Origin of the sequence: Jeotgalibacillus aurantiacus (assembly GCF_020595125.1) — a bacterium.
Lineage (GTDB): Bacteria > Bacillota > Bacilli > Bacillales > Jeotgalibacillaceae > Jeotgalibacillus > Jeotgalibacillus aurantiacus.
On record NZ_JACNMS010000003.1, the window covers coordinates 396,548 to 413,610 of the forward strand.

At 43.7% G+C, this 17,063-nt stretch carries 14 protein-coding genes; 11 read left to right on the forward strand and 3 right to left on the reverse strand.

What is annotated here, in order from left to right; all coding sequences use genetic code 11:
* The first annotated feature begins 151 nt into the window (after window positions 1–151).
* Both H7968_RS11675 and H7968_RS11680 read left to right on the forward strand, forming a co-directional pair.
* Window positions 152–2,308, forward strand: a complete 2,157-nt coding sequence (locus H7968_RS11675) for an ATP-dependent helicase (protein ID WP_227396324.1) — start codon at window positions 152–154, stop codon at window positions 2,306–2,308.
* A gap of 12 nt (window positions 2,309–2,320) precedes the next feature.
* Complete coding sequence (locus H7968_RS11680) at window positions 2,321–2,467, forward strand: hypothetical protein (RefSeq protein ID WP_227396325.1); 147 nt, start codon at window positions 2,321–2,323, stop codon at window positions 2,465–2,467.
* 469 nt (window positions 2,468–2,936) lie between these two features.
* On the opposite strand, the gene H7968_RS11685 is transcribed toward H7968_RS11680, so the two are convergent.
* Complete coding sequence (locus H7968_RS11685) at window positions 2,937–4,355, reverse strand: NAD-dependent succinate-semialdehyde dehydrogenase (protein WP_227396326.1); 1,419 nt, start codon at window positions 4,353–4,355, stop codon at window positions 2,937–2,939.
* 134 nt (window positions 4,356–4,489) lie between these two features.
* Between H7968_RS11685 and H7968_RS11690 the strand changes: the two genes are divergently transcribed.
* The 3 genes from H7968_RS11690 to H7968_RS11700 are packed head-to-tail and all read left to right on the forward strand — an operon-like array spanning window position 4,490 to window position 6,858.
* A complete protein-coding gene (locus tag H7968_RS11690; RefSeq protein ID WP_406566403.1) occupies window positions 4,490–5,137 on the forward strand; it encodes an MOSC domain-containing protein in 648 nt (215 codons plus the stop codon).
* Between the two features lie 23 nt (window positions 5,138–5,160).
* Window positions 5,161–6,075 (forward strand): DMT family transporter, encoded by a 915-nt coding sequence (locus tag H7968_RS11695; protein WP_227396328.1) that lies wholly within the window; start codon window positions 5,161–5,163, stop codon window positions 6,073–6,075.
* Window positions 6,076–6,078: 3 nt separating this feature from the next.
* Complete coding sequence (locus tag H7968_RS11700; protein WP_227396329.1) at window positions 6,079–6,858, forward strand: alpha/beta hydrolase; 780 nt, start codon at window positions 6,079–6,081, stop codon at window positions 6,856–6,858.
* Between the two features lie 132 nt (window positions 6,859–6,990).
* Here H7968_RS11700 and H7968_RS11705 read toward each other — a convergent pair whose 3' ends face one another.
* Complete coding sequence (locus tag H7968_RS11705; RefSeq protein WP_227396330.1) at window positions 6,991–7,263, reverse strand: hypothetical protein; 273 nt, start codon at window positions 7,261–7,263, stop codon at window positions 6,991–6,993.
* Window positions 7,264–7,480: 217 nt separating this feature from the next.
* On the opposite strand from H7968_RS11705, the gene H7968_RS11710 reads away from it, so the two are divergent.
* The 5 genes from H7968_RS11710 to H7968_RS11730 all read left to right on the forward strand — a co-directional run bounded on the left by H7968_RS11710 (window position 7,481) and on the right by H7968_RS11730 (window position 14,314).
* On the forward strand, window positions 7,481–9,184 hold the full coding sequence (locus tag H7968_RS11710; protein WP_227396331.1) for a methyl-accepting chemotaxis protein: 1,704 nt from the start codon (window positions 7,481–7,483) through the stop codon (window positions 9,182–9,184).
* Between the two features lie 138 nt (window positions 9,185–9,322).
* Window positions 9,323–9,799 carry an SRPBCC family protein gene (locus H7968_RS11715; protein WP_227396332.1) on the forward strand — a complete coding sequence of 159 codons (477 nt, stop codon included), beginning with the start codon at window positions 9,323–9,325 and terminating at the stop codon, window positions 9,797–9,799.
* 306 nt (window positions 9,800–10,105) lie between these two features.
* The gene (locus H7968_RS11720; RefSeq protein ID WP_227396333.1) at window positions 10,106–11,965 is read left to right on the forward strand and encodes an LTA synthase family protein; all 1,860 of its coding nucleotides are present in this window, start codon (window positions 10,106–10,108) and stop codon (window positions 11,963–11,965) included.
* A 16-nt stretch (window positions 11,966–11,981) separates the two neighbouring features.
* Window positions 11,982–12,824: a DUF1206 domain-containing protein gene (locus tag H7968_RS11725; protein ID WP_227396334.1), complete on the forward strand. Its 843-nt coding sequence runs from the start codon at window positions 11,982–11,984 to the stop codon at window positions 12,822–12,824.
* Window positions 12,825–12,934: 110 nt separating this feature from the next.
* Window positions 12,935–14,314: a Glu/Leu/Phe/Val family dehydrogenase gene (locus tag H7968_RS11730; protein ID WP_227396335.1), complete on the forward strand. Its 1,380-nt coding sequence runs from the start codon at window positions 12,935–12,937 to the stop codon at window positions 14,312–14,314.
* 123 nt (window positions 14,315–14,437) lie between these two features.
* Here H7968_RS11730 and H7968_RS11735 read toward each other — a convergent pair whose 3' ends face one another.
* Window positions 14,438–15,715 carry a S8 family peptidase gene (locus tag H7968_RS11735; protein ID WP_227396336.1) on the reverse strand — a complete coding sequence of 426 codons (1,278 nt, stop codon included), beginning with the start codon at window positions 15,713–15,715 and terminating at the stop codon, window positions 14,438–14,440.
* A 333-nt stretch (window positions 15,716–16,048) separates the two neighbouring features.
* Here H7968_RS11735 and H7968_RS11740 point away from each other — a divergent pair, with 333 nt between their 5' ends.
* Window positions 16,049–17,062: a S66 family peptidase gene (locus H7968_RS11740; protein WP_227396337.1), complete on the forward strand. Its 1,014-nt coding sequence runs from the start codon at window positions 16,049–16,051 to the stop codon at window positions 17,060–17,062.
* The last annotated feature ends 1 nt before the right edge of the window (window position 17,063 follow it).

The following is a 17,063-nucleotide window of genomic DNA, read 5'->3' on the forward strand; positions in this document are numbered from 1 at the left end:
CGGCGATCGCTGTTGTCCTTTTTTGTGTCGATCATCATTTACAACTGCACATTTAGCAGGCTGCGTTTTATGCATCAAAAGCAACCTCCTAAGAAAACCGATCAATGTTACAATAACCGCATAGAAGATTTGAACAGGAGACGAATGGATCATGGCAGATTATTTTGAGAGAAAGCGGAAGGAAATCGGTGTGAACCTGAACAATGTGCAGAAGAAGGCAGTGCTGCATGGGGATGGTCCGTTACTCCTTCTGGCCTCACCCGGTTCAGGGAAAACAACAACGATTATGATGAGAATAGGACACCTGATTGAAGAGCGGGGTGTGGATCCGGCAAGAATCAAGGGAGTCACCTTCAGTAAAGCTGCTGCAGATGATATGAAGCAGCGTTTTACAAAAATGTTCCCAGCCCTTCCGGAAGTCGACTTTTCAACAATCCACAGTCTGGCGTTTTCAGTTGTCAGAGACTATTTAAAAAAGCAGAGGCGTTCATGGAAGCTGATCGAAGGGCCCGTTGAAGACCCGGCAGATTTTGCAGGGAATAAAAAAATGCTGCTGCGCAATCTGTTTCAGCGTTTCAATAAAGAAAATATCACGGATGATCAGCTTGAAGAACTGACGAACTATATCAGTTTTATCAAAAATAAGCTTGTGCCGCGGGCTAAATGGAATACTGTGAAATGCGAAGTAAAGCAGGCTGCTGAGATTGCAGAAGAATATGAACGTGTGAAGCAGCAGAATCCGGATCAGCTGATGCTTGATTATGATGACATGCTGACGTTTGCCTTAGAGGCATTTAAATCAGATGCTTCACTATTGAAAAGCTACCAGTCCCGATTTGATCACGTTTTAACGGATGAAAGTCAGGACACCTCACTCGTTCAGCATGCGATTGTGGAAAAGCTGGTTGAGCGGCATCAGAATTTGTGTGTGGTGGCGGATGACGATCAGTCAATCTACACGTGGAGAGCGGCTGAACCCCAGTATTTGCTGGATTTTAAAAAAGTATATCCGCAGGCGGAAGTGCTGATGATGGAGCAGAATTACCGCTCCACACCTGAGGTTGTCAACGCGGCCAATGAATTTATCAAGCATAATAAAAACCGTTATGAAAAAAATATGTTCACTGAAAATGAAGAGGGAGAGGCGGTCCGGATCAGAGTGTTCCCGGATTATGAGGACCAGGCAGCGTATCTCGCACAGGAGCTTGCCAAGCTTGAAAACTACCGTGATGCAGCCGTCCTTTACCGTACAAACAGTTCCTCGATTTTAATTATGAATGAGCTTGAACGCGCGCAGATTCCATTTTATATGAAGGATTCAGATGTGCGTTTCTTCAGTCACTGGATCGTGGAGGACATTCTGAACTTTATGCGGCTGACCTTTAACGATACAAAGGTGGAGCTGTTTGAAAAAATCTCGACGAAATGCCTCGGTTATGTCACCCGTCAGCAGCTGTTTGAGCTGAAAAAACAGCCTGAGGAAGGATCAGTTTTTGACCGGCTGCTTCAGTTGAACTCCTTAAAGGACTACCAGAAAAAGCAGCTGAATGGATTAAAGCGGGCGTTTGACAGGATGAAGGGTGGAGAGCCGTACCGCGTGATCCGGATGATCCGCGAGCAGGCGGGATACGACCGGGCGCTTGAAAAGATGAGCGAAAATCTCGGTTTCTCATTGGAATATCTTCATGATGTGCTCGGCACCCTTGAACAGATTGCGCAGAAGGAAACCGGAATGGTCGCCTTTGCAAACCGCCTGAAGCATCTCGAATCCCTTTTAAAAACGTCGAAATTTAATAAACATCAGAATGCGGTGACCTTATCCACGCTCCACAGCTCAAAGGGGCTGGAGTTTAAAAAGGTGTATATGCTCGATTTGATCAGTGATGTCATCCCTTCTAAAAATGATGAAAAAGAGCAGAAGGCCGGGAACCGTGAGCCGATTGAAGAAGCGGCACGACTGTTTTATGTCGGCATGACCCGAGCGGAGGAGGAGCTTGAGCTGCTTTCCTACAGAAACCGGGCCGGTAATACAACCAGACCCTCACCGTTCTTGCTCCGGGTAAATGAAATCATTCATCCAGCGGAGGAACAGCAGCAAATCGAAGAGTCACGAATCCCGCAAAACCCAAATGCGATCAGGAAAGTATCAGATCTTGAGGTAGGCCGTTTTGTGAAGCACCGCGTATTTGGAAAAGGAAGAATAGAAGGATTTACAGAAGACGGACTCGAAATAAAGTTCTCGAAAGGAACAAAAAGACTGGCACTGGACTTATGTTTAACGATGGGACTGCTCGAACCTGCAGAATAAAGGGGTGTAAGCATGCGAGAAGAAGTGGGGAAATGTGTACGCTGCGGGAAAACGGTGTATTGTGAAAATGGATTTTTAAATGGCGTAACAGAGGGGAACAAGCTATATTGTATAGGATGTGGTGAAGGTGCTGAAATGAATAAAACGTCTTCACGATAAAAAAATATGAAGTATCAGAAGAAAGCTGTGAATGCACCTAGTGGTGTGTTCGCAGCTATTTTAATGGAGAATAGGCGGTATGGAGACTGGTGATCAGGATGAATGAGCCTGCGGTGATTCAAGATTCCTTCACAACCTTGAATGATTTCTTCTTTTCAGATTTTAATTCCTTCTTTCTGGAAAAACATTCGATCGTTTGAAAAATTAATTCTATCACTAGGTCCACTCGAGCAGCTTTTTCCTTCAAACACGGGTTGGATTCCATCACTTCTCAACCACAATTCCCTCACTTCACAGCTTGATTCCATCAAACCTCCACCACTTCCTGAAAAGACCTGTCCAACACCAAAAAGGCCCTGTCATTTAAGACAAGACCCTTTCCAAAAACATCACCAGCTCAATGCTCTTGACTAACCCAAGAAACAAGCCTCATCCCGTAACAGCACTGGTTCACAAAACACCAGTCACCTTATAATCCAACCGAAATATACTTCGTTTCAAGATACTCTTCAATACCCTGATGACCGCCCTCACGACCGAGTCCGCTTTGCTTGAATCCGCCAAATGGCGCTTCAGGTGCGGAAGGGAGTCCATCGTTTAAGCCGACAATCCCGTATTCAAGTGCTTCTGAAATCCGGATGCCGGTCGAAAGGTTTTCTGTGAACACATAAGCAGCCAGACCGTAAATGGAATCATTTGCACGCTCAATCGCTTCTTCTTCCGTTTTAAACACCGTAATAGGCGCCACAGGTCCAAACGTTTCTTCTTTCATGCAAAGCATGTCATCTGTTACGCCGGATAAAACAGTCTGTTTATAAAACAGCCCGTCGCGGCGTTCTCCTCCTGTTTCTATGACAGCGCCTTTAGAGACAGCGTCCTGAATATGCTCATCCACTTTTTCAACAGCGTCTTCGTTAATAAGAGGACCAAGATCAACACCTTCTTCAAGCCCGTCACCAAGCGTTAAAGCTTCGACCTTTTCAGTAAAGCGTTTTGTGAACTCATCTGCAATTTTTTCGTGTACGTAAATGCGGTTCGCGCACACACAGGTCTGGCCGGCGTTCCGGAACTTTGTTGCAACGACACCATCTACCGCTTTTTCAAGATCAGCATCATCCATCACAATCGCCGGGGCATGGCCGCCGAGCTCAAGCGAAATCTTTTTCATCGTATCCGCTGCGCCTTTCATCAGTGATTTTCCGACCTCGGTGGATCCAGTAAATGTGAGTTTGCGGACGCGCTCATCAGCTAGCCAGGCTTCACTGATATCAGAGGATTTACCTGTTACAACATTGAGTACACCATCCGGAATACCGGCTTCTTTTGCTAACTCAACAAGTCTAATTGCTGTAATTGGCGTCATCCCGGCTGGTTTAATGACACAAGTACATCCCGCAGCAAGGGCAGGTCCGACTTTACGGGTGATCATGGCTGCCGGGAAATTCCACGGCGTAATTACTGCTGCTACACCAACCGGCTGTTTATGAACGAACAATCGCTTGCCATCTTTTGAAGAAGGAATCGTTTCTCCATAAATACGCTTGCCTTCTTCGGCAAACCATTTAATAAATCCGTTCGCATAACTGATTTCACCAGCTGCTTCCTTTAGCGGTTTACCCTGCTCAATCGTCATCGTGCGTGCGAGATCATCAGTGTTCTCATCAATGAGATGGGCCCATTTCATTAACAATTCGCTGCGTTCGTAGGCGGATTTTTTTGACCAGCTTTTGTAGGCTTCGTGTGCAGCATCGACTGCATGTTCCGCTTCTTCTTTACCACCCTGAGGAACTGTCGCGATTGTTTCACCGGTAGCCGGATTTACGACGTCAATCGTGTCGAGCTCCTGGCCTGTTTTCTGACCGTTGATGATGTGTGAATATGTATCCATTGCAGATCACTCCTGTCTTTTAGTGTGTTCTTCCACTCTACCCTTTTCATTTTATCTTCAATCTTAAATCTCGTATCTGATAAAATACGTTATAATTTAGAAGGACGAATTATTTCGCTAAAGGAATGATGTGTGTGGAAACGTATAAAGTTAAATCAATTAATGTAGCTCGTGTGGAAACCTTAACGTTTGGCAGTAAAACTTTTGAAAGTGCATTGTTAAAAAGCCCGATAACAGAGGAAATGGTTGTAACCAAAACCGGCCTGGCTTCTGATGAACAGACGCCTGAGCATCACGGTGGAACGGAAAAAGCACTTTGTCTTTATCCGTATGATCATCATGACTTTTGGCGTGACTGGATGAGTATGAAAGAAGGGGAGTCGATGTTCGGTGAGAACCTGACAACAGAAGGTCTTCTTGAGCGTGACACCTTTATCGGTGATCAGTTTCAATTTGGTGAAGCGGTCATTCAGGTAACGGAGCCGCGACAGCCTTGCTTTAAAATTGCCGCTAAATACGATAAGCCGGAGCTGATTGTCCGAATGCGCGATTCAGGCTATACAGGATTTTATTTCCGTGTATTAAAAGAAGGTACGGTAAAGCCGGGTGATGACCTGAAGCTGATTCAGCGTGATCCGGCAGGTGTAACGGTTCAGCATGTAAATGAGCTTTTATTTGCAAAAAAGCCGACAAAAGAACAATATGAGAGGGTTCTGAGCGCACAAGCTTTATCCAAAACGCTCCGTCCTAAACTCGAGAAAAAGCTTTCAGCATTACATTAAACAGAGAGAAATCAGGTGAGGGTATGACGCAATCCAATGCGTATGTTTGGCTCGTTTCAATTATGGTGGCATGGGGACTGAATGTGGTGGCATTAAAAGTGCTGGTCGAGGCATTTTCCCCGGTTGCCATGACTTCATTAAGAATTTTCACGGCAGGACTTGCCGTTATGGCAGTGCTCGCGATTCAGAAAAAGCTGGCAATCCCTTCGGCGAAGCAGCTTGGTATCATCGTGCTGATTGGATTGTTCAATATTGTGGGACATCATTATTTTTTATCAGTGGGACTTAAAGGAACGACTGCGGTGAATACCGGATTGATTCTTGGTCTGATTCCGATTCTGACCGCCATTGCGGCACTGATTTTCTTAAAAGCCTCGTTGACGCCGCTGAAAATAATGGGGATTCTGATCGGCTTTGGCGGTGTGGCACTCGTCATGATGGCGGGCAGTACCGGTGAATTCAGTATTGCTGCTGGAGACTGGTTCATTTTGCTCGCAGCCGTCACGCAGGCCATCAGCTTTGTACTGATTAAAAAAATGACGGTCGATCTGAACGTGATTGTATTAACGGGCTGGATGATGATCACCGGTTCTATTATTCTCGGGATTATCAGTCTGTTAACAGAGCCGTCTGGTTACGCGTCACTGCTGACCGGTGAAGGCTATCATTATGCCGTATTTTTTGCTTCAGCCTTTATCGCTACAGGGATTGGTCACATGATTTACAATAATGCGATTCGCCTGATTGGTCCGAGTGAAGCAGCGGTATTCACAAACCTCAATCTGCTGTTTTCGATTACCGGAGCTGCGATTTTACTGAATGAACCAGTGTTCGTAGGACAAATCGTCGGATTTTTGTTAATTGTAGCAGGTGTACTAAGCGGCAGTGGAGCGGTTGATCACTGGATTCGAAGCCGGCAGTTAAAAAGGGGAGTGTAGACAGTGGCATTGATTACTTGCCGTTTTTATTCAGATGTACTCGGAATGACGACAACAATGACCGTCATTTTACCACAAAAAACACACAATCAGATTGGCATGAAGTCTGATGCCAAAGAGAGCGAACGGCATCCTGTATTGTACTTACTGCACGGTCTTTCAGATGATGACTCGATCTGGACGCGGAGAACCTCTATTGAACGGTATGTTTCTGAAATGGGGATAGCGGTTGTCATGCCGCAGGTTCAGCGCAGCTTTTATACGGATATGCATTATGGTATGAAGTACTGGACCTTTATCAGTGAAGAGCTGCCGACTATTGCACGGTCATTATTTCCACTGTCAGCGAAACGGGAGGAAAACTTCGTGGCCGGATTATCCATGGGTGGATACGGGGCTTTTAAGCTGGCCCTTAGAAAACCGGAGCAATTCGCAGCTGCAGCCAGTTTATCCGGGGTGCTGGATATCAATGCCTATAAAGATCGTGCAGCATCCTTCGTTATGAATGACTACCAGTTGATTTTTGGAGATATAGGACCACGTAACACAGAAGACGATCTGTTCTACCTTTTAGAACAGTCAGACGTAAACCAGCTTCCTGCCCTTTATCAATGCTGCGGAACAGACGACCTGTTGTTCAAAGGCAATCAGACCTTTGCCGCGCTGCTTCAAGAGAAGAATGCTGCTCTTGATTACGAGGAAAATGAAGGAGAAAGCCACACCTGGGCGTACTGGGATAAAAAAATCCAGGACGTTTTAAAGTGGCTTCCGCTCAAGCACTAAAAGCAAGGCTTGTTTAAAAGAAACCGTACTCATCAGTGGTGTTTCAGTACGGTTTATATATGTATTTTGTTCTATAAAAACATATAGAGGGGAAGGGCCAAGCGAAGGTTGGCCCTTGCCCGGTTTTTATTTTTAATACGTTGAATTAGAAGAAAACGCAATTCCAAGAATCATAAATAAAACAAATAAAAGAATATAAAGTCCAACAAAAATAGCAGCTAAAATCAGCGAAGCCCTGGAATAATATTTCTTCTGACTCGTATCCCCACCAAAAGCCCACACAAACAATAACACAATATTCACAATCGGAATTGCCAGCAGCAATAAAGTAATCAGCCAATCCTTCGTGCGCATTTCTTTTTGCGGATAGCTGGTCTGGTGGTCCGTCATCGTATGTTCATTCATCTATATCCACTCCTTTCTCTCAGATTGCACTATTATCCTCTATCTTCAAAAATATATCAATATATGACAAAAAAGATCAATTCTTTTAGTTAAAACATTTCATAGACCGAAAGAACTAATTTTTTTCGTTTATTTGGTTTTGATTAAAAATGTACGGGTAATATAGCTTTAGTTCTAAAGTTTTATATTATTCCGAAAATTGAAAGGGTGGTTGAAGATGAAATGGTATCGTAATTTGTCGATTGGCGGAAAGTATTCGGTAGCAGTTCTGTCAGCGGTTTTACTATTTGTTGTAACGGCAGTCGTTTTATTTGTCCAGATGAAAGGCATCGAAGAAGATACAGCAGCAATGGACCGGCGCAGTGAACGGGCAGTAACAGCTGTTTATCTTGGAGGGATATTCAGAGCAATGGATGTCCGGGTCGCGGATTATGTGAACTCGGGAGATAATTCCTACATAGAGGAATATCAGGAAGAGAGCACAACTTTTGATTCGTATGCTGCTTCTGTACTGGAAACGACAACAAATGAAAACCAGTCGGCCATTTTAAATGACGTGATTGGAAGTAAGGAACAAATGGATCTCAACTTTGAAAACGAGATTATTCCTAATTACACAGGTGAAGCGAATCCTGCTTTAGATGCTGCCCGGGAAACTTCACAGCAGCTGAGAGCTTCTGTTACAGGAAGTCTGGAAGAGCTTGCAGGCATGGTCATTGCAGATAGCACAGTTGCGTCTGAAAGCGCGAAATCTTCTGTTGCCACAGGAATAACAGTGATGCTGGCAGCAGTTGGACTATCTATTCTTATCAGTCTTACGCTGCTTATGCTAATCACCCGCCATGTAAAAAGAAATCTGAAGAGTGCAGTTGTCATGGCAGAAGAGATTGCAAATGGAAACCTTGCTGTTGAGGATATTGCTTATCAAAGCAAAGATGAAGTGGGGCAATTAGGCATTGCTTTTAATACGATGAAAGCCAAGCTGCATGTTCTGCTTTCTCAGGCTACAGGAGTCGCAGGAACTGTGACAGATCAGAGTGAAATGCTGAATCAGTATTCTTCTGAAGTGCAGGAAGGAAGTCATCAGATTGCCACGACGATGGAGGAGATGTCGAGCGGTGCTGAAGAACAGGCTCATGCAGCATCAGGGCTTGCTGAAAAGATGAACGAGTTTATCTCTGTTATTAACCGAGTGGAACTCAGTCAGCTGGAAGTGAAGGAGAGCTCTGTTTCAATGCTTGGTATTACCAGTAAGGGTAGCGAAGCAATGACGGAGTCTGTCGGTCAAATGTCGGAAATTGATCAAAAAATGAGAGATTCCCTTGGCATGGTTAAAGGGCTGGATGAAAAAACAGATGATATTGCAAAATTGACTGAAGTCATTCAGCAAATTGCGGATCAAACAAACCTTCTAGCGCTTAATGCTGCGATTGAAGCAGCGCGTGCAGGTGAACATGGAAAAGGATTCGCGGTTGTTGCGGATGAAGTGAGAAAGCTTGCTGAAGGAGTGGCCCAATCCATTTCCGATATAACATCCATCGTCAGCGGAATCCAGAGTGAAGCGAAAAATGTAGTATTGTCGCTTGAGGAAGGGTATCAGATGGTTTCAGACGGGACTGAAAAAATCTCCTATACAGGAGAACTTTTCGGGGAGTTGAAATTGACCATTGCCAACGTAACCGACCAGGTGGCCAATATGTCAGATTCTATTACAACAGTGATTGAATCGACAAAAGAAATGAATTCTTCAATTGAAAGCATAGCCTCTGTTTCCGAGGAATCTGCAGCGGGTGTTGAAGAGGTTTCAGCCACATCCCAGCAGTCCAGTGCCTCAATGGAGGAAGTCTCGAGGAGTGCTAAATCCTTAAAAGATGAAGCAGTGGAATTAAGCACGTTACTCGGTCAATTTAAATTAGCTTAATTGAAATGTTAAAAAAAGCAAACCGGATCAGGCTCATTCAGCTGTCACCGGTTTGCTTTTGATTTCATGTATTTATCATCCAACTTTTATCACCAAAAATGTTACAATCAGATCAAAATAATCTTTGGGGTGACTGAAATGGGTGAATGGACAAAAGGAATTGAAATAAAAGCACCGATCGATTTTGTCTGGAAGTACTTTGATGGCTCAGTAAAAGATATGAAAAAAATCATGCCGCAGGTCGTCGAGCATGTTGAGGTTAAAAAGACGGAAGAGGGCACGGGGTCAGTATACAGACAGAAATATAAAGAGGGTAAGCGGGTCATGGAGTATGATGTTGAAACACTTAATTATGAAGATGGTGAAGATAAAAAGGTTTTAAAGGTCGGCTTCACACTCGGATCATTATTTGATATTACCGCTTTATACGAATTAATCAAAATTGATGATGAGACGACATACTTCCGCTATACGACAACCAATGAACCGTTGAAATGGTATGTGAGAATGTTCCTTTTATTTGCGTCGGACCGTTCCGTGAGCAAGTTCACACAGCGTGTTAAATTCGTGGCAGAAGAGGAATATGGGGATTCTAAAGCGGAGGCGGGCGTTTAGGGACGTACAAACTGGACTGGCCACGACCGAGATAAAGGAAACACGGCTGAGTAAGCTGATGTTGACTTATCGGACGAGGGGAAGGGAAGTTTGCTAGTCCCTTCCCGAAGTAGCTGGACAACGGAAAGGAACGGTCTGGCACGTTAGATAAAATCAACATCTTTGCATCATGATTTTTTCATGGTGCTTTTTCGTGTCGAAAAACAAATAGGGCTGTATTTATTTATGCAGATTTTTACTCGTCCAGGTTAACAAGGAATGTCACAGGGTAAATAATATAGAGATATTTCCGGGAGGAGGGGTGCCGTGAAGAAGAACAAGATTCAGTCGATTGACTATATCGTTTTTATTTTTCTGCTCCTGTTAAAAATGTCACTTGTTGGACTGATGACAAGCACTTTTTACGGGTTTCATCTGTTTTTTGTAAGCTTGGGCTCTCTCTTACTTTTGACTGTATGGACATTATGGATCAGCCCTTCGAAACGCAGATGGGTTTTATTTTTTCTCAGTATTGGCTTTACCGTGCTCATTCTTTCAAATGTTTGGTATTACCGCTATTTTAGTGATTTTTTATCGGTCGCTCTTTTAATACAGATTCCGCAGATGGGCGAGGTTGGCGGCGGTTTAAGAGATTTGATCTATCCGATTGATTTTCTATTGTTTCTCGATGTGATGCTGATCGGCATTTATCTGATAATTGACCGTAAGAGATCTTTTAACACTTTGCCGCGCAGAGCTAAGAATCAATCTGTGATTATCACGGCAACAGCGGGTGTAATTTTTATTGCTGCTCCTCTATTAGTGAGTGCAAGTGACAGGGATGAATGGCTCGTTCAGGATTCACTCTCCAATATGCGTACGTATTTCAAAGCTGGAATGATGGGACATCATGTAATTGATATTGGCCGGGAAATTAATGATCAGTGGATTGAGAAGAAACAATTAACGGCTGCTCAGGAAAGGGAACTTCAGCAGTTTTTTGACAGTAACCGTGATCAGCCGGTTGATCAGACGTTCCAGGACAAGCCGAATGTCATCATTATTCAACTGGAATCGTTTCAGACATCGGTGATTGACCAGGAGATTGACGGGCAGGCAATTACACCATTTATTAACGAATTCAAAAAAGAAGTTCTTTATTTTCCGAATTTTTATCACCAGACTCATCAGGGGCGCACTTCTGATGCTGAATTTTTACTGAATACGTCTTTTTATCCACTGAAAGCAGGCTCTGTTTATACGAGATATCCGGATCATTCCTATGACTCACTGCCTGAGAAGATGGACAGCCTGGGGTATGAGACGGCAGCCTTTCATGCATTTAAACGTGATTTCTGGAATCGTGATGATGTTTACAAAAACTTCGGTTTTGATCATTTTTACAGCATTGCTGATTTTCCGGATGGAGAGGTAATTGGTCTTACATTAAATGACAAAGATTTCTTTTTATCTTCTGTTGATCGGATGATGAAAATGGAAGAGCCTTTTTATTCGTTTCTGGTCGCGCTGACGAGTCATACACCTTATGATTTTCCTGAAGATAAAAAAGTATTGGATTTAAGAAGTCTGGAAGAAGAAATCATTCAAAATTATTATCACAATATACATTTTGTTGATCAGGCGTTTGGTGCTCTGGTGGAACGGTTAAAAGAGGAAAACCTGTGGGACAACGCGTTGGTTGTTGCATATGGTGATCATGACAGTGGTCTGCAGGAGCCTGGTAGGGATATGGCTGAAATGGCTGAAGCAGAGTCAGTTACAGACTATTTGAACCTCGGGAGAAAAGTGCCTCTTTTCATGAAGCTTCCGGATATGGATTCCGGAGAAGTGATCAGCACAACAGGCGGGACGATTGATATTGCACCGACGATTCTCTCATTGCTCGGTGAAGAAAAAGGGTACATGATTGGTGATAATCTGTTGGATGATAAACCGAATCTGACCGTTTTTCGCGATGGATCCTATTTATACGATGGGTACTACTATCAGGCTGATCTGACGACTGAAAGAGAGAATGGTAAGTGTTATAGCCTGGACACGGAGGAACAGACAGCTCGTACAAATTGTTCGCCGGTTTTATATGAAGCGGCTTCCCAGCTTCGGATGTCTGATTTGATTATTAAGAAAAATGCAGTTGGTCAGCTGAAGGGAGAAACAGTGGAATGAAAGGAGAAATAACAACATGGGACAGGCAACGTTAAAAGCAAACAGTACAAAGGAAGAAGTAAAGCCATGGATTCGCCGTCTTGGCCGTTTTGGATATATGGCAAAAGGAACGGTTTATATGATCGTTGGTATCCTTGCGCTAATGGCCGCACTTGGAGTAGGTGGCGGTGAAACGACAGATACAACCGGTGCGCTGCAGCAGGTCGCGACGATTCCGTTCGGTGAAACGCTGTTGTGGATTGTGGGTATAGGTTTGTTTTTTTATATCATTTGGGAGCTGATTCGCGCATTTTTTGATCCTCAGCAAAAAGGTACGGACGCTAAAGGTTTGGGTATTCGCGCGGGTTATGTCATCAGTGCGGTTATTTATGGTGGTCTGGCAACATCAGCTATTCAGATTGCGATGAATGCAGGAAGCAGTGGTGGGAATTCTGAACAAACCCTGTCCGCTACGCTGCTTGGTCAACCATTCGGTCAGTGGATGATTGGTCTCATTGGTGCCGGCGTCATCGGGTATGGAATTTATCAGCTTTATGCAGGTTATAAAGAAAAATTCATGCGTAAATTTATTTTAAAGGACATGAATCAGCACGAGAAAAAAGTGGCGAAAAATGCCGGGAAGTTAGGACTGATTGCCAGAGGGATTGTGCTTGCCATGGTCGGCTTCTTCTTTATACAGACAGCCTATACTGCCAACCCGGATGAAGCGAAAGGGCTTGATGGTGCTCTGGGGGAAATAGCCTCCCAGCCATACGGGATGGTGTTGCTTGGTTTGGCAGCAGCAGGTCTGATTTTATATGGTGTGTATGAGATCATTCGTGGACGTTATGCCAGAATGAATTTTGGGAAAGATGAGTAGGAAGGACACTTTTACGCGGTAATGCTTACAAAATCATATCCGCCACTTCAATAGCGGATATGATTTCTTTTATGATAAGGTGGAAGAAGAAACCATAAGGGGGAATTCATATGCAATCTCAAACACGCGCTATTGTACAGGAATCATTAAATGCACTCATGGAGGATACTAATTTTCTTCCTGACCTTACAAACGGGCCAAGAGAGAAAGCGTTTTCATCTCTTGCTGCTGTTTTATCTACTCCGAATAAAATACATAAATCCTTTCTGCGCATTGTATTAGAGCGTGGGGAGATCGTCAGAATTCCTGCTTTTCGTGTCCAGCACAATAATGCATTAGGACCCTATAAGGGTGGGATTCGTTTTCATGAATCAGTAAATGAGGAAGAGGTGATCAACCTCGCATTTTTAATGACACTGAAAAATTCCCTGCATGATGTGCCTTTTGGAGGGGGAAAAGGCGGGGTCATTGTAAATCCGAGAGAGTTTACACCAAAAGAATTAAACCTGATTTCCAAGAAATATGTTCAATATTTTGCTGATGTCATTGGCCCGGATAAGGACATTCCTGCTCCGGATATGGGAAGCGGCGAGCGGGAAATGGACTGGATGATGGCTGAATACAAAAATATAAAGCCTGGTGAACCTTACCGTGGAAGCTTCACGGGGAAAAGTGTGATTAATGGAGGGTCTTTGGGGCGCAGAGAAGCTACCGGAAAAGGCGTCTATTTTACCTTCCGTTATATGATACATGAGTTTATTCAGCACAATCAGGAGTGGCTGAAAAAAACAAATAACGTTTTTGCTAAAACAGCGCTGGATCTTTATGAAAAGCCTTTGAGTATTGCTGTTCAGGGGTTTGGAAATGTAGGTTCCGTCACGGCCCTTGAAGCGTATCAGTGTCAAAAACTCCAAAATAAAGTGATTGCCGTAAGCGACCGGAATTGTACGCTGTTTCATCAGGACGGGCTGGACATTCCGTCACTCGTGCAGTTTACAGCTAAAAACAACGGTGATCTTCCGTATACAGACGAGATGCTGAAGGAGAGCGGCGTGACAGCCGAAATTCTTCATCGGGATGAAGTTTTAAGCATAGATTGTGATGTGCTGATGCTGGCAGCTCTTGAGGATCAGATTCATCAGTCCAATAAAGAGCAGATTAAAGCAAAAGTGATCGTAGAGGGGGCGAATGCACCTGTTACAGCAGATGCAGATGCTTATTTAAATGAAAAGGGCACGATCATTATTCCGGATATTCTTGCCAATGCCGGAGGGGTTATTGTGTCTTACTTTGAGTGGCTGCAGGGACGTGAAACACAGTTTTACAATGAAGATGAGATTTATCGTAAGCTATTTACAAAGATGGAAGGAACCATGGCGACGATTCTGCCAAAGTTTTTTGGGGATCCGCATTCTCTTCGTCAAAACTGTTATATCCATTCAGTTATGAAGCTTTCCCTGATTTTATATAAACAGGGTAAATTATATTAAAAAGAAGGACAGCCGGGTCGGATGGCTGTCCTTTAAACGTTGGGTTTGAAAAGTCCTTTACTTTTCAAGGTATATGAAAGGGGAAACAGATATTACAGGCTTACCAATCCTGTAAAAGACAAATTAGTTAACTTTTGCGAAACCAAATCCTGATGCATAGTCATCACCATATGCAGCACCATATCCGCCAAGGATATCATTTGCGCGTGCACGATTTTGAAGATTAGCACGAAGCTGAGTGTGTGACCAGCCTGGGTTAGATGCCCAAACCTTCGCAGCAAGTCCAGCTACGTGAGGTGTTGCCATTGATGTACCGCTGATTGTGTTGTAACCGCCACCTGGCCATGTAGAGTAGATCGATGCACCCGGTGCTGAGATTTCAACGTCGCCCTGCTGGATCACGTAGTCACCATCAGTAGCAGAGTATCCACGGGAAGAGAAGTTCGCTACACGGTATGTACCGTTTTGCTGAACATTTTCAAGAGCCGCAACAGCTACTGCATTTGTCAGTGCACCAGGGTATCCGATTGTTCCTTCACGGTATCCTGAGTTACCAGCAGCAGCTACAACAAGAACACCTTTGCTGTATGCATAGTTAACAGCGTTGGTAATTAGAGAATCCTGTCCGGCTGAACCAAGTGACATGTTAATGACAGTTTTAGTCCCTGTAGCTGTTGCCTGATCCGCTGCATGACGAATGGCTGCAGCAATATCATCAGAATAACCGGAACCGCTGTCACCGAGTACTTTGTATGCCCACAGATCAGCCTGTGGTGCAACACCGTAAATACCGGCCTGGTCGCTTCCGCCGTCAGCTAGTGCTGAACCTGCTACGTGAGTACCGTGACCATTTACATCGTTACAGCTTCCATTTACAAGACCTGATGCAGTTGTAAAGTCTTTACACTGCTCAACAGTATTCACCAGGTCATAGTGAGCTGTGTAAACACCAGTATCTAATACTGCGATGTTAACACCTGCTCCACCAGAAGTTGTTGTTTGATTTGGATTGTTATAGATTGCTTTAATTCCCCAAGGTGTCTGCTGAGTAGGATATTCTCCAGCCATTGTTTCAAATTCAGAAGCACGGACATCTGTCTCAATTTCAACCTGCTGAACTTTTGACACTTTGAAGTTTTTATTCTTTTGCAGTGCCTGGAACTGCTTTTCGTTCATTTCAGTAGAGAAGCCGTTCTCTGAAAGTTCCCAGCGAACCTCATACTGATCTTTCAATGAATTTGCAGAACTTTTGGCAGCAGCATTATTTCCTACTGCTTCAACATACACACGGAACGTTTCTCCCCCATTTCCGTTGTCTGCCGGAGCAGCACTCGCGCCTGCAGGTAAAGCCAAGCTGGCAGCAAGCAATAAACTTAATGCAACACTCTTAGACTTTTTCATTCTTTCGACTCCTTTTTCTTGGTATTTTGTGAACAACTTTATCCTATCAAAGGTTTAAACATTTGGTTATCGGGAAAATTCTGATGCTTTTTTAGACAGGGAAGCGCACTTTTTGATAGATATAACCTCCTAATGGGTGTTTAAAATTGAATATTCTGTAAATAATAGATCTTTTATGATACGACAGGGCGGTCATTTTACATGGAGCCCCGAAAAAATTTTGGGAAAAATGGCGAACATTCTATTAAAACAACTAATTTCCAAGAATAAATAATTTGATAAGTAAATAAATGGTACAATAATAGTCAGGTAAACATGTTAGGAGAGATAAAATTGATACATTATCCAACACTAAAGTCACCAGCGGCTATTGGCATTACTGCACCATCATCAGGTGTTCAGGAAGAACTGCACCATCTGATTGATCAATCGATTGAGAGAATGGAAGAAAGAGGTTTCAGCGTGGTATGCGGTGAGACGGTCTGGACACAGGACAAATCTGCTTCCGCTCCGGCTGCTCAAAGAGCGAAAGAGCTGAATCAAATGCTAAAGGACCCTTCCATCGACCTGATTATCCCGCCGTGGGGTGGACAGTTACTGATTGAAATACTTGAATATACGGATATGAAAAAAATAGATAAGAAGTGGATCCTCGGCTATTCAGACACAAGCGTGCTGTTACTGGCCCTAACACTGAAAACGGGAATGGCAACGGCGCACGGTGTCAATCTTATCGATCTTCGGGGTGAAAAAACAGATGATGTAACAGCTAAATGGAGAGACGTCTTATCCACTGAAGAGGGTGGTACGGTTGAACAATACTCTTCTGAGAAATATCAGAGAGAATGGGATCATGAAAATCCAACTGATGTGGTTTATCACCTGAATGAACCGACAGAGTGGAAATCAATTGCCTGCCGGGGTGAATCCTTTTCAGGTCGATTGCTTGGCGGATGTATTGATGTAATTCAACACCTGGTAGGCACGCCATATGGCGATGTGGAAGGATTCAGGAAAAACTTTATTGGTGATGATCCAATCGTATGGTACTTTGAAAACTGTGAATTGAATACGGCCAGTGTCAGAAGAGCAATGGTGCAGATGAAGCTTGCAGGATGGTTTGACAATTGCTCCGGTATTCTTTTCGGAAGAAGCAGTGCAAATGATCGGGTTGAAAATTATGAAATTGAAGATGTTTATAAAGCATTAAGCGAAGAGCTGTCCATTCCAGTTGTGTATGATATCGATTGTGGTCATGTTCCGCCTCAGGTTACGTTCATTAATGGTGCATGGGCTGATGTAGAAGTGGAAAACGGGAAAGGTAAAGTGCGTCAGACTTTTAAATAGA

Excerpts from the sequence above, each read along its gene's own strand:
- H7968_RS11675 (WP_227396324.1), top strand. The coding sequence starts at position 152 with ATGGCAGATTATTTTGAGAGAAAGCGGAAGGAAATCGGTGTGAACCTG.
- H7968_RS11735 (WP_227396336.1), bottom strand. The coding sequence starts at position 15,715 with ATGAAAAAGTCTAAGAGTGTTGCATTAAGTTTATTGCTTGCTGCCAGC.
- H7968_RS11705 (WP_227396330.1), bottom strand. The coding sequence starts at position 7,263 with ATGAATGAACATACGATGACGGACCACCAGACCAGCTATCCGCAAAAA.
- H7968_RS11695 (WP_227396328.1), top strand. The coding sequence starts at position 5,161 with ATGACGCAATCCAATGCGTATGTTTGGCTCGTTTCAATTATGGTGGCA.
- H7968_RS11680 (WP_227396325.1), top strand. The coding sequence starts at position 2,321 with ATGCGAGAAGAAGTGGGGAAATGTGTACGCTGCGGGAAAACGGTGTAT.
- H7968_RS11715 (WP_227396332.1), top strand. The coding sequence starts at position 9,323 with ATGGGTGAATGGACAAAAGGAATTGAAATAAAAGCACCGATCGATTTT.
- H7968_RS11725 (WP_227396334.1), top strand. The coding sequence starts at position 11,982 with ATGGGACAGGCAACGTTAAAAGCAAACAGTACAAAGGAAGAAGTAAAG.
- H7968_RS11685 (WP_227396326.1), bottom strand. The coding sequence starts at position 4,355 with ATGGATACATATTCACACATCATCAACGGTCAGAAAACAGGCCAGGAG.
- H7968_RS11710 (WP_227396331.1), top strand. The coding sequence starts at position 7,481 with ATGAAATGGTATCGTAATTTGTCGATTGGCGGAAAGTATTCGGTAGCA.
- H7968_RS11730 (WP_227396335.1), top strand. The coding sequence starts at position 12,935 with ATGCAATCTCAAACACGCGCTATTGTACAGGAATCATTAAATGCACTC.